Here is a 16,928-nt window from a genome sequence, read left to right on the forward strand (position 1 = left end):
GGAGCTTTCGGGTGAAGGCTCCGCTCGCGGACAGCCCGCGGGAGGAGGACGCCGGGGCCGGCGTCGCGCTTTCACGTGAAAGTGCGGACCTGGGACGGAGCCTTCACGGGAAAGCGCCGCTCGTGGGCAGCCCGCGGGAGGAGGAAGCCGAGGCCGGGGTGGAGCAGGTTGCTCGGTCGGGCGAGGCGGCGGCTGCCCGGCCGCAGCAGGAGCGGCGGATGGGCATGACCGGTCCTGCCCAGGCGATGAGCGCCGCCAGCGCGGGCCGGGGTGACCTGGGCCAGGCCCGGGCGAGCCTCGCCGCGCCCACCGCCGGTCTCAACGCCGGCCAAGCGTCGCCCGGCGTCGATGTCCTGCTGGGTGCCGCTTCCACGCCCAGCCTGGGCACCGCGTCCCGCACCGGCCGGCCCCCTCGCACCCGCCGCGGCGCCCTTCGCGTCGTGGTCGTCGGGGCCGGGATCACCGGCTTGCTCACCGCCATCCGCGGCGTCCTCGCCGGGCACCGCGTCGTCCTGCTCGAACGCGGGCCCGTTCCGCACCCCGGCGCCACCTCCTTCGACCAGCACCGGGCGCTGCGGGCCCTGGTCGTCGGGGACCGCGTCGCCACGCGGAAAGCCGCCGAGCTGCACCGGCGGTGGCGGGAACTCGACGCCCTGCTCTGCGATCACCTGCCCGGGGCCGGCCTCTACCGGCGCGTCGGCGTCCTCCAGGCGCTGCCGCCCGGGCAGGTCCCCGCCGCCGTCGGCACCGCGAGCGCCGCCGGGGTGCCGATCCGGATCGTGCACCCCTCCGCCTACCCGCTCCTCGGGTTCCCGCGGGGCAGCGGCGCGGTGTTCGAACCGCACGCCGGGACGCTGCTCGCCGACCGCGTCTTGCACGCGGCCGCGCGCTGGCTGCGCCACCACCCGGACGCCGAGCTGCGGCCCGGCCGGGAAGCGGTCGGCGTCGACGCGGACCGGGCGGAAGTCCACCTGGCCGACGGCACCTCCGTGGCCGGTGACGTCGTGCTCGTCGCCACCGGTCCGTGGACCGGGGCCCTGGTCGACGCGCCGGTCGCGCTGCACCGCCAGACCATGGTGTACCTGCGCCCGCCCGCCGCGCTCGCCCACGCCTGGGCGGCGACGCCCACCGCGGGCGGCCTCGGCGCCGACGGCCGCGCGTGGCTGCTGCCGTCGGTCGCGGGGACCCTGCTCAAGGTGAGCACCGACGCCGTCCGGCGCGAGGTGACCACCTTGGCCGGCTCCGACGACGACGCGGGCTGGGCGGCGCGCGTCCTCGCCGCCGGGGTCGTGTCCGATGTGGACGGTTACGACGTCGTCCGCGTCAAGCACTGCCACTACGCCACCGCCGAAGGCGGCGACACCGGTTTCGTCCGCGTCGGTCCCGCCGTGTGGGCCCGGCCGGCCAGCGGCCCCGACGGCTTCCGCACCGCCCCGCTCGCCGCGGACGCGGTCGTCGCCGCTCTCGCATCTTCGACCCGAAGGGATCTTCGATGACCACGACCCCGGGCGCGCTGCTCGTCATCGGCAGCGGCCTCAAGCTCTACCGCGAATACCTCGTCAAGTCCGTCGCCGAGCGGGCCCGCGAAGCCGGCCTGCGGCTCGTCCTGATCAACAACCTCAAGCCGACCTGGCAGCACGAGTACTTCGACGACATCACCGTCGTCAACGTCTTCGACCACGCGCTGCTCGCCGAAACCGCCCGTGGGCTGGCCGGGAACTACTCCGTGGCCGGCGTGCTCTGCTGGGACGAGCCGCTGGTCATGCCCGCGGCCGAGCTGGCCGCCGAGTTCGGCGTGCCGGGCTTGAGCATCCCCGGCGTGCACGGCTGCCGCGACAAGCACAGCTGCCGCGTCCGGCTCACCGCCGCCGGTCTGCCGCAGCCCGGCTTCCACCTCGCCGTCGACCTCGACGACGCCCGCGCGGCGGTCGCCCGCATCGGCTTCCCGGTGGTCGTCAAGCCGCGCGCGCTGGGCGCCAGCATGGGCGTCTCCCTCGCCCGGGACGCGGCCGAGTTCGACGCCGCCTACCGCGTCGCCCACGAGGCCAGCCTCGTCGGCGACGAGCCCTACCGCGGCGGCGCGATCATCGAAGGCTTCGCCGACGGCCCGGAGATCAGCATCGACGGCGCCGTCCACAAGGGCGAGTACCTGCCGATGTTCATCGCCCGCAAGAGCACCGGGATGCCGCCGTTTTTCGAGGAGACCGGCCACGTCGTCGACGCCGGCGACCCGCTGCTGCACGACGAAGAGCTGCTGCGCGTCCTGGCCGACGCCCACCGCGTGCTCGGCATCGAGAACGGGATCACCCACACCGAGGTCCGGCTGACCGGTCGCGGCCCGGTGATCATCGAGGTCAACGGCCGGCTCGGCGGCGACCTGATCCCGTTCCTCGGCAAGACGGCCGCCGGCATCGACCCTGGCAGCGTGCTGTTCGACGTCGCCACCGGTCAGCGCCCGGACGTCACCCCGACGCGCGCCGGCGTAGCGGGCATCCGCTTCGGCTACCCGGACCACGACTGCGTCGTGCATTCGGTCGAGGTGCCGTGGGACGCGCCCGGCCTGGTCACCGCGTCGCCGATGGTCGAGCCGGGCACCACGCTGCGGCTGCCACCGGGCGGGTACATCGCGCGCCACTCGTTCGTCGTGTGCCAGGCGAACGACGCCGAGACGTGCCGGCAGCGGCTGGCGCACGCGGCCTCGCTCGTCGAGGTGGCCGCGGTCGAGATCGAGCCCCCGCCCACCGGCACCACCCTGGCGATGCCGGCCGGACTCCTGGACGTGGACGAATGAGCATCTCCTACGACGGCCGCCGGTTCCAGAGCCTCGGCGGCGGCGACGGCACGTACGCGGAGTACCGCCAGCAGGGAGACCTGGTGTGGGCCGAGTTCGAGGGCGGGCACGTCCTGCGCGGCACGGTGACCGGCACCTGCGACCCCGCCGGGGTCCTGCGGCTGGCCTACACGATGGTGCTGCGCGGCGGCGAGGTGATCGCCGGGCACAGCACCAACACCCCGCAGTGGCACGGCGGCACGCTCGTGCTGCGCGAAGTCTGGGAGCGCTACGGCGAGCACGCGGCCACCGGCGTCTCCTACCTCGAAGAGGTTTCGCTGGAGATGAGCGCGTCATGACCAGCTGGGACGCGCTGCGCGGCCTGGGTGAACTCCGGTTCCCCGGCGACCCCGGCTTCGCGGCCGCGGCGCCGGTGAACCGGCGGTTCGCCGCCACCCGCCCGGCGGCGGTGCTCGCCGTGTCCCGCGCCGAGGACGTCGCCCGGGCGATCGAGTGGGCCCGGACGGAGTCGGTGCCGCTCACGGTCCGCGGCGGCGGGCACAGCTACGCGGGCCACTCGACGGGCCCCGGCCTGGTGCTGGACCTGCGGCGGCTGTCCGGCATCCGCGTCGACCGCGGCACCGGGCTGGTCACCGTCGGCGGCGCGACGCCGATGAAGGCGCTGTACGCGGGGTTGCGGCCGTGGGACCTCACGTTCCCGCTCGGCAACTCCGACACCGTCGGCATCGGCGGCCTGACCCTCGGCGGCGGCGTCACGACGATCTCCCGCGCGCACGGCCTGACGTGCGACGCGCTGGTCTCGACCGACGTCGCCCTCGCGTCCGGGGAAGTCGTCACGGCGTCCGCCACCGAGAACCCGGACCTGTTCTGGGCGTGCCGCGGCGGCGGGGGCGGCCACTTCGGCGTCAACACGAGCTTCACGTTCCAGGCGCGCCCGGCGCCGGCGGGCTCGACGTGCGTGGTGTTTTGGGCGTGGCCGCACGCGGTCGAGGTCCTGGCCGCGATGCAGGAGATCATGCTGGCCGCGCCGGCGGAGTTCTCGGCGCGGATCGGCATCGCGCGCTCGGCGGGCGACGACGGCGTCGTCTCCGTCGTCGGCCACCACCTCGGCCCGGCCTCGGAACTGCGTGAGCTGCTGGCTCCCGCGTTCGCCGTGGCGGCCCCGGATCGCGCCGCCATCGAGGACCGCGATTTCTGGGACGCGGCAAGGTTCCTGCACCACAGCAGCGAAGGCGGCGCGTTCGCCGTCCGCACGCGGTGCACGCCGCACGCGCTCGCCGACGAAGGTTTGGAGGCACTCGTCCGGGCCGTCGAAAAGTGGCCGGGCAGCGGCAACCCCGACGGCGCCGGGGCCGCGTTGTTCGCGTGGGGCGGGGAAATCTCGCGCGTGCCCGTCGCGGACACCGCGTTCCCGCACCGGGACACGAAGTTCCTGCTGAGCCTGGACACGTCGTGGACCGAGCGGGACGCGCCCGGCGTCGTCGCGGCGAACCTGGACTGGCTGCACGCGCTGCACGCCGAGACGGGCGAGTTCGCGCCGGACGCCTCCTACGTCAACTTCACCGATCCGGACCTCGAGGACTGGCGCGGCGCCTACTACGGGCCGAACGCCGCCCGGCTCGCCGAGGTCAAGCACCGGTACGACCCCGGCCGGTTCTTCTCGTCCCCGCAGGAGTTGTGATGGCTCCCGATCTCCGCGGCGCGATGCGCGCCTTCGCGACCGGCGTGTGCGTCGCCACGACGTACCGCGACACCCCCGGCGGCCGGCGGCACGACGCCGTCACCGTCAACTCCCTCGGGTCGATTTCCCTGGACCCGCCCCTGGTTTCGCTGGCGTTCCGGCGCGAATCCGCGTTCCTCGGGGACCTCCTGGCGACCGGCCGCTGGGTGGTGTCGATCCTGCCGGCGGACGCGCGCGACGTCGCCCGCCGGTTCGCCGGCCCGCGCGCTACTCGGGTTGTTGCCGGTTTGGCGGCGAAACCGGGGGAGCGGACGGGCGCGCTCGTGCTCGACGGCGCGAGCTGGCTGGAATGCGCGCTGGCCGAGAAGTTCGACCTGGGCGACCACACGCTGGTGGTCGGCGAGGTGCTGGCGACGGGCCACGACCGGCACGCGCCGGCGCTGGTGTTCGTGCACGGCGGCTACCACTCGGTCACCGACCCGCGGCACGTTTCGGGGCCGGGACAGTGGGGCGAAGCGCTCTGACGGGTCATGTCCGAATCTGGCTAGCCCGGGCTCCGGCGGCTCGGGCATGCTCGGCCGGGTGAACGAAGACGTGCTGCGCTGGAGCGGCCAGCGCACGGACCGGGTCGACGAGGGGACGCTGCCGGGCCTGGCCCGCCTGACGGGGTTCGTGCGCAGCGTCCGGACGCCGGAGTTCCGCGGCGTGACGTTCCACGAGGTGCTGGCGAAGAGCGCGTTGAACCACGTCCCGGCGGACGCGCGGATGCTGCCGGACGAGTACACGATCAACCCGTACCGGGGTTGTACGCACGCTTGTCAGTACTGCTTCGCGAGGCCGACGCACACGCGTCTGGGGCTGAACGTCGCCGGTGACTTCGACAACGAGGTGATCGTCAAGACGAACATCGTGGAGGTGCTGCGGGGCGAGCTGGCGCGCAAGCGAAAGCTGCCGCCGCGGGTGGCGTTCGGCACGAACACGGACGTGTACCAGCGCGCGGAGGGCCGATACGAGCTGATGCCGGGCATCATCAGCGCGCTGTCCGGGCACCGGGTGCCGTTCTCGATCTTGACGAAGGGGCCGTTGATCCGCCGGGACCTGCCGCTGCTGGTGCGCGCGTCCCAGGCGACGACGGTGCATTTGGGTGTGTCGCTGTCGATGCTGGACGAGGAGCTCCAGCAGTCGGTGGAGTTCGGCACGGCGACGACCTCGGCCCGGCTGGCGACGGTGCGCGCGATCCGGGACGCCGGGTTGGAGTGCACGGTGTTCCTGTCGCCGATCCTGCCGCACTTGTCGGATTCCGTTTCGCAGCTGGAGTCTTTGGTGTCGGCCGTGGCTTCGGCGGGGGCGACGGATGTGCTGTACCACCCGTTGTTCTTGTCTTCGGGGGTCAAGGACGTGTTCTTCGCGTGGCTGCGGCAGGCGCACCCGTCGTTGGTGGACTCGTACGTGAGGCTGTATTCGTCGGGATCGGAGACGGGGTACCGGCACGAGATCGGGGCGCGGATCCGGCCGTTGATCGCGAAGTACGGGTTTCCGGAGCCGAGTAGGGAGATCGAGGACAAGTTCGCGTTGAACGGCCGGCGCGGCCGGCCTCCGGCGCCGGAACCCACCCAGGCGACGCTGTTCTGATCAATCCGCTCGGACGCGGAACATCGAGAGGTTGTAGCCGCTATCGGTGAGGCTGCTGGTCACAGCCTCCCCGCGGGGGCCCACGAAGTTCAGCGATGCGACATGGTCGTTCGACAGGAAAGCCCCCTCGATGGGGAACGTGTCGCCTTCGCTCTTGATCCGGCCGGAAAGCTGACGCGCGACGTACTGCGCCAAGCTGGTGTGGCTTCCCGTCCCGGCCCCGCCGAGGCCTGTCTTCAGCGCGGCACGAACGTCGGAATATCGGTGGTCCAGCATGATGGCCAGCTGGTAGGCGGTCACCCACGGTCGTCCGAAGTGGTGGTTGCCGGTCGGCACTTGCCGAAGTACTTCTTCGACCTTGGTCAGGACCGAAAGCTCGGCCCAGGTACTCGTGCTCATCCGCTCTCCCGCCACGAGGCAACCGTTCGGCACCTAGTCGTTTCGCGCGGGAGTGCTGTTACCGCGTCATGCCGCTGCCGGAAGAGCCCGGCGCCCAGAGGCCGTCGGCGTCCCCGGCCTCCAAACGCCCCCGGTACACGCCGATCTTCCGGTCGATCAGCTTCAAGTTCTCCTGCAGCTCCGCCAACCGGTCCAGCACGTCCGCCCGGTGCGCTTCCAGCAACGCCAGCCGCTCCTGCTCATTCCCCCGACCAGCGGAAACCAGCTCCGCGTACCGCCGGATCAGCTTGATCGGCATGCCCGTCGCCCGGAGCTTGGTGCAGATCTTGATCCAGTCCAGATCCAGCTTCCGGTACCGGCGACGGCCGCCCGACGTGCGGTCCACCCGCGTGACCACCAGGCCCGCTCGTTCGTAATACCGCAGCGTGTGCGCGCTGACGCCGGTGCGGCGGGCCGCCTCCGCGATCGTCAGCCCAGCCTCGGGGATCGATTTGACTTCGAGCACGCTCTAAATCCTAGCGTCGATCCCATGAACGTTCCGACCTCGCGCCATCCCGCGCTCGTGCTGGCCATCTGCTGCGCCAGCATCGTCGTCGCGGTGATGGACATCTCCATCGTCACCGTCGCCCTGCCGTCGATCCGGCGGGACCTCGGCGCGTCCGTCTCCGGTCTGCAGTGGACGGTCGACGCCTACACGCTCGTGCTCGCCGGGTTCCTCGTGCTCGCCGGGTCGACCGCCGACCGGTTCGGGCGCAAACGCGTCTTCCTCACCGGGCTCACCGTCTTCGGCCTCGGCTCCCTGCTCTGCAGCGTCGCCCCCGGCATCGGCTGGCTCGTCGCCGCCCGCGCGCTCCAGGCCGTCGGCGGCACCATGCTCAACCCGGTCGCGCTCGCCATCGTCACCACGGTCTACCCCGCGCCGGCCGAACGCGCCCGCGCGATCGGCGTGTTCGGGTCGATGTCCGGGCTGGCACTGGCGCTCGGCCCGATCCTCGGCGGCGCCCTCGTCGACGGGCTCGGCTGGCGGGCCGTCTTCTGGGTGAACGTTCCGATCGTCGTCGTCGCCATCGCGGCCACTCTCAAGTGGGTCCCCGAGTCCCGTGCGGCCCGCGCGCGCCGGTTCGACCCGCTTGGCCAGGTGCTCGTGGTCCTCGTGCTCGGCTGCGTCGTGGCCGCCATCATCGAGGCCCGCGCGCTGGGCTGGACGTCGCCGGTGATCCTCGGCCTGCTGGCCGTCGCCGCGCTCGCCGTGGCCGCGCTCCTGCGCCACGAGCCGCGCCGCGCCGACCCGCTGCTCGAACTGCGCCTCTTCCGCAGCGTGGCGTTCAGCGGCGCGATCGTCACGGCGCTGTTCGCGCTCTGCGGGTTCGGCGTCTTCCTCTTCGTCACCACGCAGTACCTGCAGGACGTCCGCGGCCTGACAGCGCTGACGGCCGGGCTCTGCCTGCTCCCGGTCGGCGTGCTCGTCCTGGTCCTGTCCCCGCGGACCGGACGGCTGGTCGGCACCCGCGGCCCGCGGCTGCCGCTGGTCGTCGCCGGGATCGCGCTCGCCCTCGGCGGCGTGACGTCGGCGTGGCTCGGCCCGGCCACGCCGCTGCCCCTCGTCCTGACGGTCTACCTGCTGTTCGGCGTCTTCCTCGGCACGGTCAACCCGCCGATCACCAACACCGCCATCTCCGGGATGCCGGGCTCGATGGCCGGGGTGGCCGGGTCGCTGGCCTCGGCCGGCCGCCAGACCGGCACGACCCTCGGCGTCGCGCTCGCCGGGACGGTCGGCGCGGGCCCCGGCGGGTGGTGGCTGGTCGCCGCCCTCGGCGCCGGTGTCCTCGCCCTCGCGCTCGTCAGCACGGGCGAGCGGGCGGCCGCCACCGGCCGCCGGGCGGCAGACCTGTTCGCCGAGGTGGAAGGCGGCCCGGTCAACCTCCCGCGACCGACGGGATGATCTGCACCTCGCCGCGGTCGCGCAACGCCGTCGACGGGCCGTCGAGCCGGCGGCACTCCTCGCCGTCGACGTAGAAGTTGACGTACCGGCGCAGCCCCGCCTGCTCGTCGCGCAACCGCCGTTCCAGCGCCGGGTACCGCCGCGCGAGCTCGTCGAGCAGCGCCCCGAGCGTGGCCGCGCCGTCGAGCTCGACCTCCAGCCGGGACTCGCCGCCCGTCTTCGCCCGCAGCGGACCGGGCACCAGCACCGTGATCCGCACGGTCACACCGTCGCGGCGCGGACGCTCAGCACGTCCGGCAGGTGCGAGACGACCAGCTGCCAGCTGTCGCCGTCGTCCCGGCTGGCGTAGACGTCGCCGGTCCGGGACCCGAAGTAGATCCCGGCCGGGTCGGCGTCGTCGGCGCACATCGCGTCGCGCATCACCCCGGCCCAGTACCCGTCCGGCAGGCCGGAACCCACGGCCTCCCACGACTTCCCGGCGTCTTCGCTGCGGTACACCCGGCACCGGCCTTCCGGCGGGAACCGCATGACGTCGGCGGTCAGCGGGAACGTGTAGATCACCTCGGGCCGGTGCGGGTGGACGACCATCGGGAAGCCGAAGTCGCTGGGCAGGCCGTCGGCGATGGACTGCCAGCTCGCCCCGCCGTCGTCGCTGCGGTAGACGCCGTGGTGCACCTGCGCGAAGAGCCGCTCCGGCGCGCTCGGGTGCATCGCGACCTTGTGCACGCAGTGGCCGTACTCGGGGTACGGGTCGGGCACGTGCACCGCCTTGATCCCGGTGTTGCTCGCCCGCCAGGTCGCGCCGCCGTCCTCGGTGCGGTAGACGCCGCCGGTCGACATCGCCACGGTGACGCGGCCGGGCTCGACCGGGTCCGGGAGCACCGTGTGGATGGCCTTGCCGCCACCGCCGGGCGTCCAGTGCTCGCGGTGCGGGTGGTCCCACAGCCCGCGGACGAGCTCGTACGTGCGGCCGCCGTCGTCCGAGCGGAACAGCGCGGACGGCTCGGTGCCGGCGTAGACGACGTCCGGCTCGCTCGGCGGCCCGGGCACCAGCTGCCAGGCCCGGACCAGCGATTCGGCGGTGTCGGGCGGGAACGCGATCGGCGCGTGGTCGGGTTCGTCCCAGGTCGCGCCCAGGTCGTCGCTCGTGGCGACGCTCGGCCCGAAGTGCTCGCTGGTGACCCCGGCGAGCAGCCGCGGCGTGGACCGGCGCGTGTCGATGCCGACCGCGTACACCTCGGTCATCGGGTGGTGCGGCCCGGTCACCTCCCAGTCCGCCCGGCCGTCCGTGCTGGTCGCCAGCCACAATCCCTTGCGTGTCCCGATCGCGAGCACGACAGGCATCCGGCACCTTCCCCTCAGCGTGACCGCTGTCACAGTACTCTGCCGGAAAAATCTCCGGGGAAAAATGTCGAGCGCCGCGCGCGGCCGATCGACGCGGGGGTGAAGGCCGGACAGCGCGTCCGGGACGACCCGGGCCCCGGCCGACGAGAACCAGGGAGCAAGGCCATGCGTTTCCTCATGATGCACCGGATCGACGAGAACGACCCGGCGGCGTGGAACCCGACGCCGGAGTTCATGCAGAAGATGGGCGGGTTCATCCAGGAGGCGGCCGAGAAGGGCGTCCTGATCACCGCCGAGGGCGTGCACCAGACCGACAAGGGCGCGCTGGTCCGCAAGCCGCGCGGCGCGGCGATCCGCGTCACCGACGGGCCCTTCGCCGAGGCCAAGGAGGTCATCGGCGGGTTCGCGCTGATCAACGCCGCCGACCGCGCGGAGGCGGTCGAGTTCGCCAAGCGGTACGTGGACCTGTTCGACCTCGAGATCGAGGTGGAGATCCGCCAGGTCGTCGAGTTCGACGACCTCCCGGCGCAGGACTGACGGCCGCCGGTGGCGCTAGGCTGGCCGGGAACCGACTCTGGGGGTTGGCAAAGATGTTCCTGGTCACCGGCGCCACCGGCAACGTCGGCGCGGAAGTGGTCGCGGCACTGGCGAAAGCCGGCGAGCCGGTCCGGGCACTGGTGCGCCGGCCGGACGCAGTGCTGCCGGACGGCGCCGAAGCCGTCATCGGCGATCTCAACGATCCGGCGAGTTTCGAGGACGCGCTGAAGGGCGTCGACGGGATCTTCCTGCTGCCCGGCTACCACGACATGCCCGGCATGCTGGCGCGGGCGCGCGACGCGGGCGTCCGCCGGATCGTGCTGCTGTCCGGCGGCTCGGCCGCGCTCGAAAACCTCGACAACGCCGTGTCGGCGTACATGACGCTGGCCGAACGCGCGGTGCGGGACTCGGGCCTGGACTGGACGTTCCTGCGGCCGCGCGCGTTCATGGCGAACGCGCTGCGCTGGCTGCCGCAGCTGCGCGCGGGCGACACCGTCCGCGCGCAGTTCCCGCACGTGGCGGCCGCGTGCGTCGACCCGGCGGACATCGCCGCGGTGGCGGCGCTCGCGCTCGCGGGCGGCCACGAAGGGCGGATCCACGAGCTGACCGGGCCGGTGGCGCTGCGCCCCGCCGACCAGGTCGCGGTGCTGGCCGAGGTGCTCGGCCGGGACCTCGAGTTCGTGGGGCTGTCGAACGAGGAGACGCGCGCCGAACTGGAAGCGAGCATGCCGCGCGAGTACGTCGAAGCGTTCTGGGACTTCTACGTCGGCGGGACGCTCGACGAGGCGACGGTGCACCCGACGGTGGCCGAGGTGACGGGCCGGCCCGCCCGCACGTTCACCGACTGGGCCGAGGCGCACGCGGACGCGTTTTCCTGACAGGTCCCGGACAGTTGCGGCAGGCCGTTGTGCTCCACCGGGCGGTCACGCCAAGGTGGACCCGGCGCCGGCCGGGAGGGGAAGCGTGAGCGACGGGAAACGGGCGCGGGCCGACCTTTCCGCGGTCCTGGGGGTGGTGCTCGCCGTCCCGGTGGTCGCCAGCAGCCTGCTGGTGCTGGGCCTGCTCGGGAAGCTCGTCTGGCCGCCGTACTTCTGGGTGTTCCCGGCCGGGTGGGCGCTGGCCGGCGCGATCACGTTCGTCCCCCTCTACGAGCACCTTGTGCTGTCCGTGCTGCTCAAGATGCGCGAGCCCAGCCAAGGCGAGCTGACCTGGCTCACGCCGTGCTGGGCGGCCGTGTGCGACGCGGCCGGCGTGGACGGCGGCCGGTACCGCTTGTGGGTGGAGCCGTCACGCGAGCTGAACGCCTTCGCCGCCGGGGGCCGGACCGTCGCGGTGACCCATGCCGCTCTCGACCTGCCTCGCCCGGGTCTGGAGGCGATCCTCGCCCACGAGCTGGGCCACCACCTTTCCGGGCACACGCGGGCCACCCTGCTGGTGCACTGGCTCGAGCTGCCGGCCCGGGTGCTGTCCCGCCTGGTCCGGCTGATCGCCTGGGTCGTGCCGCACGTCGGCCGGGCGTTCCGCTCCTTCGGCCGGCCGGTCGAGGTACTCGTCACCGTGCTGCTCGGCCTGGGCGTGCTCACCGCGCTCGCGTTCCTCGACCCGTGGCTGCTGCTGACGCCGCTGCTCGGCCCGGTGCTCGCCTGGTCGAAGCGGCTCGGCGAGTACCGGGCCGACCGGATGGCGGCGCGACTGGGGTACGGTCGGGAGCTGGCCCTGCTGCTCAAGGCGTGGAACCTGCGCGACCGCGGGGACGAGCGCCGGCTGTGGTCCCGGCTGATGGCCGGGCACCCCGCCCACATCGACCGGGTCAAGCGGCTGAAAGACCTGGGCGTCAGGCTGTGAGCACGGTCTTGCCCGCCGCGCGGCCGGCGTGGACGTGGCCGATCGCGCCGGCGGCGTCGGCCAGGGGGCAGGTCCGGTCGAGCACCGGCGTGAGCCGGCCGGACTCGATCAGGTCGCGCAGGTCTTCGAGGTCCGCGCCGCGCACGCGGGAGACGAGCCCGCACAGCCGCTGCCGCACGAACGGGTTCAGCAGCGCCGCCCGGAACACCCGCTGGATGCCGCCGAGCCACTTGCCGCCGTTCTCGCCGCCGACGATCACGAGCGTGCCGCGCGGGGTCAGCGCCCGCCGCAGGGTGGACAGCGAACGCAGGCCCGCCGTGTCCACGATCAGGTCGTACCGCCGGGCCGCGAAGTCTTCACGCTTGTAGTCGACGACGTGGTCGGCGCCGAGCCTGCGGACCAGGTCCGTCTTCGCGGTGCTGCATACCCCGGTGACGTCCGCGCCGAAGGCCTTGGCCAGCTGGACGGCGAAGGTGCCGATGCCACCGGCCGCCCCGATGACCAGGACCCGCTGCCCGGACTGGACACGCCCGGTGTCGCGCAGTGCCTGCAGGGCGGTGCCGCCGGAGACCAGGACGGCCGCCGCCTGCTCGAAGGAAAGCCGCGCGGGTTTCGCCGCGACGAGGTCCTGCTTCGCGACGGCGTACTCGGCGAACGCGCCCTCGCAGACGCCGAACACCTCGTCGCCCGGCCGGACCCGCGTGACGCCGTCGCCGGCCTCCTCGACGGTGCCGGCGAAGTCGAGGCCCCGCACGGGTTGTTTCGGCCGGCGCAGCCCGAAACCCAGCAGCCGCAGCAGATACGGCTTCCCGGTGGTCAAGTGCCAGACGCCCGGGTCGACGCCGGCCGCGTGCACGCGCACGAGGACCTCGCCGGCACCGGGCGACGGTCTGTCCGCGTCGCGGAATTCGAGGACCTCCGGGTTGCCGTACCGGTCCTGGACGATGGCTTTCACGATGACTCCTCCGGGTACTGGAACACTTCTTCGAGCGGGACGCCGAACACGTGCGCGATCTGGAACGCCATCTCGAGCGAAGGCGAGTACCGGCCCTGCTCGATCGCGATGACGGTCTGGCGGGTGACGCCGATCCGGGTGGCGAGGTCGGCCTGGGTCATCCGGCCGTGCGCGAACCGGAGGGCACGGAGCGAGTTGGTGACGCGGGTCGGTTTCACCACGGCTGGAAACCCCGGCGGTAAGCGAAGACCCGGGCGACCGACCCGAGGATCGCCGAGAGCGTGAAGCACAGGTAGACGGCGTTGGCGATCCAGAAGTGCGGCGCCTCGGCCATCGCCAGCAGCAGCGCCGCGACGGCGCCGATCACGACGAACGAGTGGCCGACGTACTCGCCGAACCGGCCGATCTCGCGGTCGCGCTGGTCCTTCCCGCCGTCCTGGGACACGATCGCCGCGGCGATGCTCGCCACGATCGTCGCGACGATGGACGCGCCGACCGTCCACAGCAGCGTCGCGACGTAGGGGACGTCGGCCAGCGGGCGGCCGCCGGCCCGGCCGAGGAGCAGGACGAGGTACACCGCGTAGCTCGCTATCGCGGCGATCCCGAGGATCCAGGCGCGCTTCTCTTCGTGGGTCACTTCGTCAAGGTAAAACAAACCAGACATCATGTCAAAGTTTCTTGACATGAGAACATTCTCGGCGAGGGTGTCCAAGGGACGGTCCGCCGTTCGTAGTTCCCCCGTACGGCAACCGAGCCACTGGAGGATCCCGTGAAGTACCTGATGCTGATCAACGCCTCGCTCGACGCGGACGGCGAGCCCACCGGCTGCAGCACGCCGGACGACTGGATGCTGTTCGACAAGTCCCTGAAGGAAGCCGGCGTCTACGTCGGCGGCAACTCGCTCGCCGACTTCACCACGGCCGCCGCGGTCCGGGTCGACGAGCAGGGGGAGCGGATCGTCACCGACGGGCCGTTCGCCGAGTCCCGCGAGGTGCTCGGCGGCTACTTCGTCGTCGACGTGCCGGACTTCGACGTCGCGCTCGACTGGGCGGCACGCTGCCCGGGCGCCCGCGACGGTGGGCACATCGTCGTGCGGCCGCTCGCCACCTACGGGGACTGACGGCAGTGCCGGGGCGGGCGGAGGCGTCGGATGAGGCTTTCGGGGGTTCCGGGTGGCGGAGCCCCCGGCCCGGGGCGGAGCCCCGGCTGACGCTGGCGGCCGTTTTCCGGGAGGAGCGCGGGCTGCTGCTCGCCGCGCTCGTCCGCCGGTTCGGCGACCTCGACCTGGCCGAGGAGGTGACGTCGGAGGCGATCGAGGCGGCGCTGGTGCGCTGGCCGGCCGAGGGTGTCCCGCCGAAGCCGGGCGCCTGGCTGATGACGACGGCCCGGCGCAAGGCGGTCGACCGGCTGCGCCGCGACCAGGCCTACGCGGCCCGGCTCGCGGTGCTGCAGGTCGAGGCCGACCGCGCGGCGCCCGCCCCGGCGTCCGACGGCGGGTTGCCGGACGAGCGGCTCCAGCTGTTCTTCACGTGCGCCCACCCGGCGTTGCCCGCCGAGGACCGGACGGCGCTGACCCTGCGCTGCCTGGCCGGCTTGACGACGAACGAGGTGGCGCGCGCGTTCCTGGTGCCCAGCGCGACGATGGGCAAGCGGATCGTGCGGGCGAAGAACCGGATCCGCGCGGCCCGGATCCCGTTCCGGGTGCCGTCGGCGGACGAGTTGCCGGGCCGGCTGCCGGGCGTGCTCCAGGTCGTGTATTCGATCTTCACGGAGGGGTACGCGGCGAGTTCGGGTCCGGACCTGCAGCGGCTCGACCTGGCGGAGGAGGCGATCCGGCTGGCCCGGATCCTGCGCCGGCTGCTGCCGGACGAGCGTGAAGTGGCGGGCTTGCTGGCGTTGATGCTGCTGATCCACGCCCGCCGCGACGCGCGCACGGGTCCGGACGGCGGCCTGGTCCTGCTGGAGGACCAGGACCGCACCCGCTGGGACCGGGCGATGATCGCGGAGGGGACGGCGTTGGTGGAGGTCGCTTTGACCGGCGGCCCACCGGGGCTGTACGGAGTCCAGGCGGCGATCGCGGCCCTGCACGACGAGCCGGCGGACGTGGCGGGCACGGACTGGCCCCAGATCGTGGCGCTGTACGACGTGCTGCGCGGGCTGGCGCCATCACCGGTGGTGGAGCTGAACCGAGCGGTGGCGGTGGCGATGCGCGACGGCCCGGCGGCGGGTCTGTCCCTTTTGGACGCACTGGCGGAGGAGCCGCGCCTGCGGGGGTACAGCCCGTTCCCGGCGGCCCGAGCGGACTTGCTGGTCCGCCTGGGCCGCCACACCGAAGCGGCGGCGGCGTATCGCGAAGCCCTGGAACTGGCCGGGACCGAGCCGGAGCGCGCTCACCTGCGCCGCCGCCTCACCGAGTGCGCAAAGCCGTGAATGTGCCATTCACGGACGTTGGTCCGCGCCTTCACGGACTTGGGCCGGGCGTGGTGACGAGCCGAAACTGTCGGTGGCCCCCGGTAAGCTGGAAACCGGGGGCCGGAGGCCCACCCGCTGTCAGCTCGCCGCGCGCAGTGCCGCCACCGCGGGGGCGAACATCGTCGCCTTGATCGCCCCCAGCGTCCCGCGGTCCTTGCCCGCCAGCGCCTCGACCCGCGACGAAGCCACCTTCACGACCTCGCCCTCGGCGGCGATCTCGTCCACCAAGCCCGCCGCCAAAGCCTCGGCACCGCCGAACCGCCGCCCGGTCGTCATCGACGCGATCGCCGACGCCGGCGTCAGCTTTCCCTGGATCAACGCCGCCATCCCCGGCGTGAACGGGATGTTGATGTCCGCCTCCGGGAAGCAGAAGTACCCGCGGTCCGCGCGCATCACGCGGAAGTCGTGCGCCATCGCCAGCATCGCGCCCGCGCCGAACGCGTGGCCGGTGATCGCCGCCACCGTCGGGACCGGCAGCGTCAGCACCCGCGCGAAGAGCTCCTGCACGTCCGCGACGTACTCGGATGCCTTGTCGCCGTTCGCTGTCAGCCATTCCAGGTCGAGGCCGTTCGAGTAGAACTTGCCGCCGCCGGTGGTCACCAATACGTCGGTCACTTCGTCCAAAGTGGAATGGACGCGCTGCAGCCACTCCGGTGAGAAGCGGTTTTCGTCGTCACCCAGGTGCAAAACGGTCAAGGCCGGTCCTTCTCTCGTGGGGGCACGGTCAGCACGGCCCGCACCGCGGCGGCCAGCCTCTCCCGCACCAGGGGGTCGGTGATGTCGCGCCGGAAGAACGCGGTCGGCAGGTCGACGACGCACGTCGTGATCACCTCGACGGCCAGCCCGTCGCCGCGGTCCCACACCAGCCGCGCGAGCCGCACGAGCAGCGCGACCAGCCGTTTGTCCACCGCGTGCAGGGCTTCCGCCAGCTCGTCGGGCAGGTCGGGCCCGAACAGCCGGTCGCCGCGCACCTTCAGCAGCATCCGCGCGCCGTCGGGACGCCGCAAGGCGAACACCGCGGGCGTGTCGGCCGCCGCGACGACGGCCTCCACCGGCGAAGAAGCGGAGTCCACCAGCGACGTCTGCAAGTCCAGGAACTCGGTCGCCGCGCGCAGCCAGACCCGCGCCAGCAAGGCGTTCAGTGACCCGAACGCGTGATAGATCGTCCCGTTCGGGACCCCCGCCGCCGCGGCAAGACCACGCACGGTGACGTCCGCCGAGGAGGCGACGAGGCGCTCGGCGACGTCGAGCAGCGCGTCGAGGTCGTGCACACGGGGGCGGGGCATGCCGCGACCGTAACAGAACACGTGCTCCAAAACCAGGCGGTAAG

General features: G+C 72.8%; 21 protein-coding genes. 12 read left to right on the forward strand and 9 right to left on the reverse strand.

Going from position 1 to position 16,928, the window contains the following annotated elements; translation table 11 throughout:
- Positions 1 to 11 precede the first annotated feature (11 nt).
- From ABFJ78_RS28505 to ABFJ78_RS28530, 6 genes are read left to right on the forward strand one after another with little or no spacing between them, the layout of a single operon-like run.
- Positions 12 to 1,496 carry an NAD(P)/FAD-dependent oxidoreductase gene (locus ABFJ78_RS28505; protein ID WP_436389657.1) on the forward strand — a complete coding sequence of 495 codons (1,485 nt, stop codon included), beginning with the start codon at positions 12 to 14 and terminating at the stop codon, positions 1,494 to 1,496.
- A complete protein-coding gene (locus ABFJ78_RS28510) occupies positions 1,493 to 2,791 on the forward strand; it encodes an ATP-grasp domain-containing protein (RefSeq protein WP_436389658.1) in 1,299 nt (432 codons plus the stop codon). Before ABFJ78_RS28505 ends, ABFJ78_RS28510 begins: the two co-directional genes overlap by 4 nt.
- Positions 2,788 to 3,129, forward strand: coding sequence for a hypothetical protein (locus tag ABFJ78_RS28515; RefSeq protein WP_372670686.1), 342 nt, complete (start codon positions 2,788 to 2,790; stop codon positions 3,127 to 3,129). The genes ABFJ78_RS28510 and ABFJ78_RS28515 overlap by 4 nt, the downstream gene beginning before the upstream one ends.
- A complete protein-coding gene (locus ABFJ78_RS28520) occupies positions 3,126 to 4,472 on the forward strand; it encodes an FAD-binding oxidoreductase (RefSeq protein ID WP_436389659.1) in 1,347 nt (448 codons plus the stop codon). The genes ABFJ78_RS28515 and ABFJ78_RS28520 overlap by 4 nt, the downstream gene beginning before the upstream one ends.
- Positions 4,472 to 4,996: a flavin reductase family protein gene (locus tag ABFJ78_RS28525; protein WP_436389660.1), complete on the forward strand. Its 525-nt coding sequence runs from the start codon at positions 4,472 to 4,474 to the stop codon at positions 4,994 to 4,996. The genes ABFJ78_RS28520 and ABFJ78_RS28525 overlap by 1 nt, the downstream gene beginning before the upstream one ends.
- 58 nt (positions 4,997 to 5,054) lie before the next feature.
- Positions 5,055 to 6,104 carry a radical SAM protein gene (locus tag ABFJ78_RS28530; protein ID WP_436389661.1) on the forward strand — a complete coding sequence of 350 codons (1,050 nt, stop codon included), beginning with the start codon at positions 5,055 to 5,057 and terminating at the stop codon, positions 6,102 to 6,104.
- Here ABFJ78_RS28530 and ABFJ78_RS28535 read toward each other — a convergent pair whose 3' ends face one another.
- Both ABFJ78_RS28535 and ABFJ78_RS28540 read right to left on the reverse strand, forming a co-directional pair.
- Positions 6,105 to 6,503 (reverse strand): hypothetical protein, encoded by a 399-nt coding sequence (locus ABFJ78_RS28535; protein ID WP_436389662.1) that lies wholly within the window; start codon positions 6,501 to 6,503, stop codon positions 6,105 to 6,107.
- 58 nt (positions 6,504 to 6,561) lie between these two features.
- Complete coding sequence (locus ABFJ78_RS28540; protein WP_436389663.1) at positions 6,562 to 7,008, reverse strand: MerR family transcriptional regulator; 447 nt, start codon at positions 7,006 to 7,008, stop codon at positions 6,562 to 6,564.
- A gap of 24 nt (positions 7,009 to 7,032) precedes the next feature.
- Here ABFJ78_RS28540 and ABFJ78_RS28545 point away from each other — a divergent pair, with 24 nt between their 5' ends.
- Complete coding sequence (locus tag ABFJ78_RS28545; protein ID WP_436389664.1) at positions 7,033 to 8,445, forward strand: MFS transporter; 1,413 nt, start codon at positions 7,033 to 7,035, stop codon at positions 8,443 to 8,445.
- On the opposite strand, the gene ABFJ78_RS28550 is transcribed toward ABFJ78_RS28545, so the two are convergent.
- Positions 8,420 to 8,704 (reverse strand): MoaD/ThiS family protein, encoded by a 285-nt coding sequence (locus ABFJ78_RS28550; protein ID WP_436389665.1) that lies wholly within the window; start codon positions 8,702 to 8,704, stop codon positions 8,420 to 8,422. The two genes, ABFJ78_RS28545 and ABFJ78_RS28550, sit on opposite strands and share 26 nt — an antisense overlap.
- Before the next feature lie 2 nt (positions 8,705 to 8,706).
- A complete protein-coding gene (locus tag ABFJ78_RS28555) occupies positions 8,707 to 9,789 on the reverse strand; it encodes a WD40/YVTN/BNR-like repeat-containing protein (RefSeq protein ID WP_436389666.1) in 1,083 nt (360 codons plus the stop codon).
- Positions 9,790 to 9,954: 165 nt separating this feature from the next.
- Here ABFJ78_RS28555 and ABFJ78_RS28560 point away from each other — a divergent pair, with 165 nt between their 5' ends.
- The 3 genes from ABFJ78_RS28560 (at position 9,955) to ABFJ78_RS28570 (ending at position 12,171) form a co-directional block, all read left to right on the forward strand.
- A complete protein-coding gene (locus ABFJ78_RS28560; RefSeq protein ID WP_436389667.1) occupies positions 9,955 to 10,326 on the forward strand; it encodes a YciI family protein in 372 nt (123 codons plus the stop codon).
- A gap of 53 nt (positions 10,327 to 10,379) precedes the next feature.
- Positions 10,380 to 11,204, forward strand: coding sequence for an NAD(P)H-binding protein (locus tag ABFJ78_RS28565; protein ID WP_436389668.1), 825 nt, complete (start codon positions 10,380 to 10,382; stop codon positions 11,202 to 11,204).
- A gap of 85 nt (positions 11,205 to 11,289) precedes the next feature.
- Positions 11,290 to 12,171: a M48 family metalloprotease gene (locus tag ABFJ78_RS28570; RefSeq protein WP_436389669.1), complete on the forward strand. Its 882-nt coding sequence runs from the start codon at positions 11,290 to 11,292 to the stop codon at positions 12,169 to 12,171.
- Here the strand turns inward: ABFJ78_RS28570 and ABFJ78_RS28575 are convergent.
- The 3 genes from ABFJ78_RS28575 to ABFJ78_RS28585 are packed head-to-tail and all read right to left on the reverse strand — an operon-like array spanning position 12,161 to position 13,793.
- Complete coding sequence (locus tag ABFJ78_RS28575; protein ID WP_436389670.1) at positions 12,161 to 13,126, reverse strand: NAD(P)-dependent alcohol dehydrogenase; 966 nt, start codon at positions 13,124 to 13,126, stop codon at positions 12,161 to 12,163. The two genes, ABFJ78_RS28570 and ABFJ78_RS28575, sit on opposite strands and share 11 nt — an antisense overlap.
- On the reverse strand, positions 13,123 to 13,347 hold the full coding sequence (locus ABFJ78_RS28580) for a helix-turn-helix transcriptional regulator (RefSeq protein ID WP_436389671.1): 225 nt from the start codon (positions 13,345 to 13,347) through the stop codon (positions 13,123 to 13,125). The genes ABFJ78_RS28575 and ABFJ78_RS28580 overlap by 4 nt, the downstream gene beginning before the upstream one ends.
- Positions 13,341 to 13,793 (reverse strand): hypothetical protein, encoded by a 453-nt coding sequence (locus ABFJ78_RS28585; RefSeq protein ID WP_436389672.1) that lies wholly within the window; start codon positions 13,791 to 13,793, stop codon positions 13,341 to 13,343. Before ABFJ78_RS28585 ends, ABFJ78_RS28580 begins: the two co-directional genes overlap by 7 nt.
- A 102-nt stretch (positions 13,794 to 13,895) precedes the next feature.
- Between ABFJ78_RS28585 and ABFJ78_RS28590 the strand changes: the two genes are divergently transcribed.
- On the forward strand, positions 13,896 to 14,246 hold the full coding sequence (locus ABFJ78_RS28590) for a YciI family protein (RefSeq protein WP_436389673.1): 351 nt from the start codon (positions 13,896 to 13,898) through the stop codon (positions 14,244 to 14,246).
- Positions 14,247 to 14,332: 86 nt separating this feature from the next.
- Positions 14,333 to 15,556, forward strand: coding sequence for an RNA polymerase sigma factor (locus tag ABFJ78_RS28595; protein WP_436389711.1), 1,224 nt, complete (start codon positions 14,333 to 14,335; stop codon positions 15,554 to 15,556).
- Positions 15,557 to 15,676: 120 nt separating this feature from the next.
- Here the strand turns inward: ABFJ78_RS28595 and ABFJ78_RS28600 are convergent, their stop codons facing one another.
- Both ABFJ78_RS28600 and ABFJ78_RS28605 read right to left on the reverse strand, forming a co-directional pair.
- Positions 15,677 to 16,294 (reverse strand): enoyl-CoA hydratase/isomerase family protein, encoded by a 618-nt coding sequence (locus ABFJ78_RS28600; protein WP_436389674.1) that lies wholly within the window; start codon positions 16,292 to 16,294, stop codon positions 15,677 to 15,679.
- Entirely contained in the window at positions 16,291 to 16,884 is a 594-nt protein-coding gene (locus ABFJ78_RS28605; RefSeq protein ID WP_436389675.1) for a TetR/AcrR family transcriptional regulator, read from the reverse strand. Before ABFJ78_RS28605 ends, ABFJ78_RS28600 begins: the two co-directional genes overlap by 4 nt.
- Positions 16,885 to 16,928: the final 44 nt, after the last annotated feature.

It is taken from the genome of Amycolatopsis sp. MEPSY49 (assembly GCF_051337345.1).
In the GTDB taxonomy this organism is placed as follows: Bacteria; Actinomycetota; Actinomycetes; order Mycobacteriales; family Pseudonocardiaceae; genus Amycolatopsis.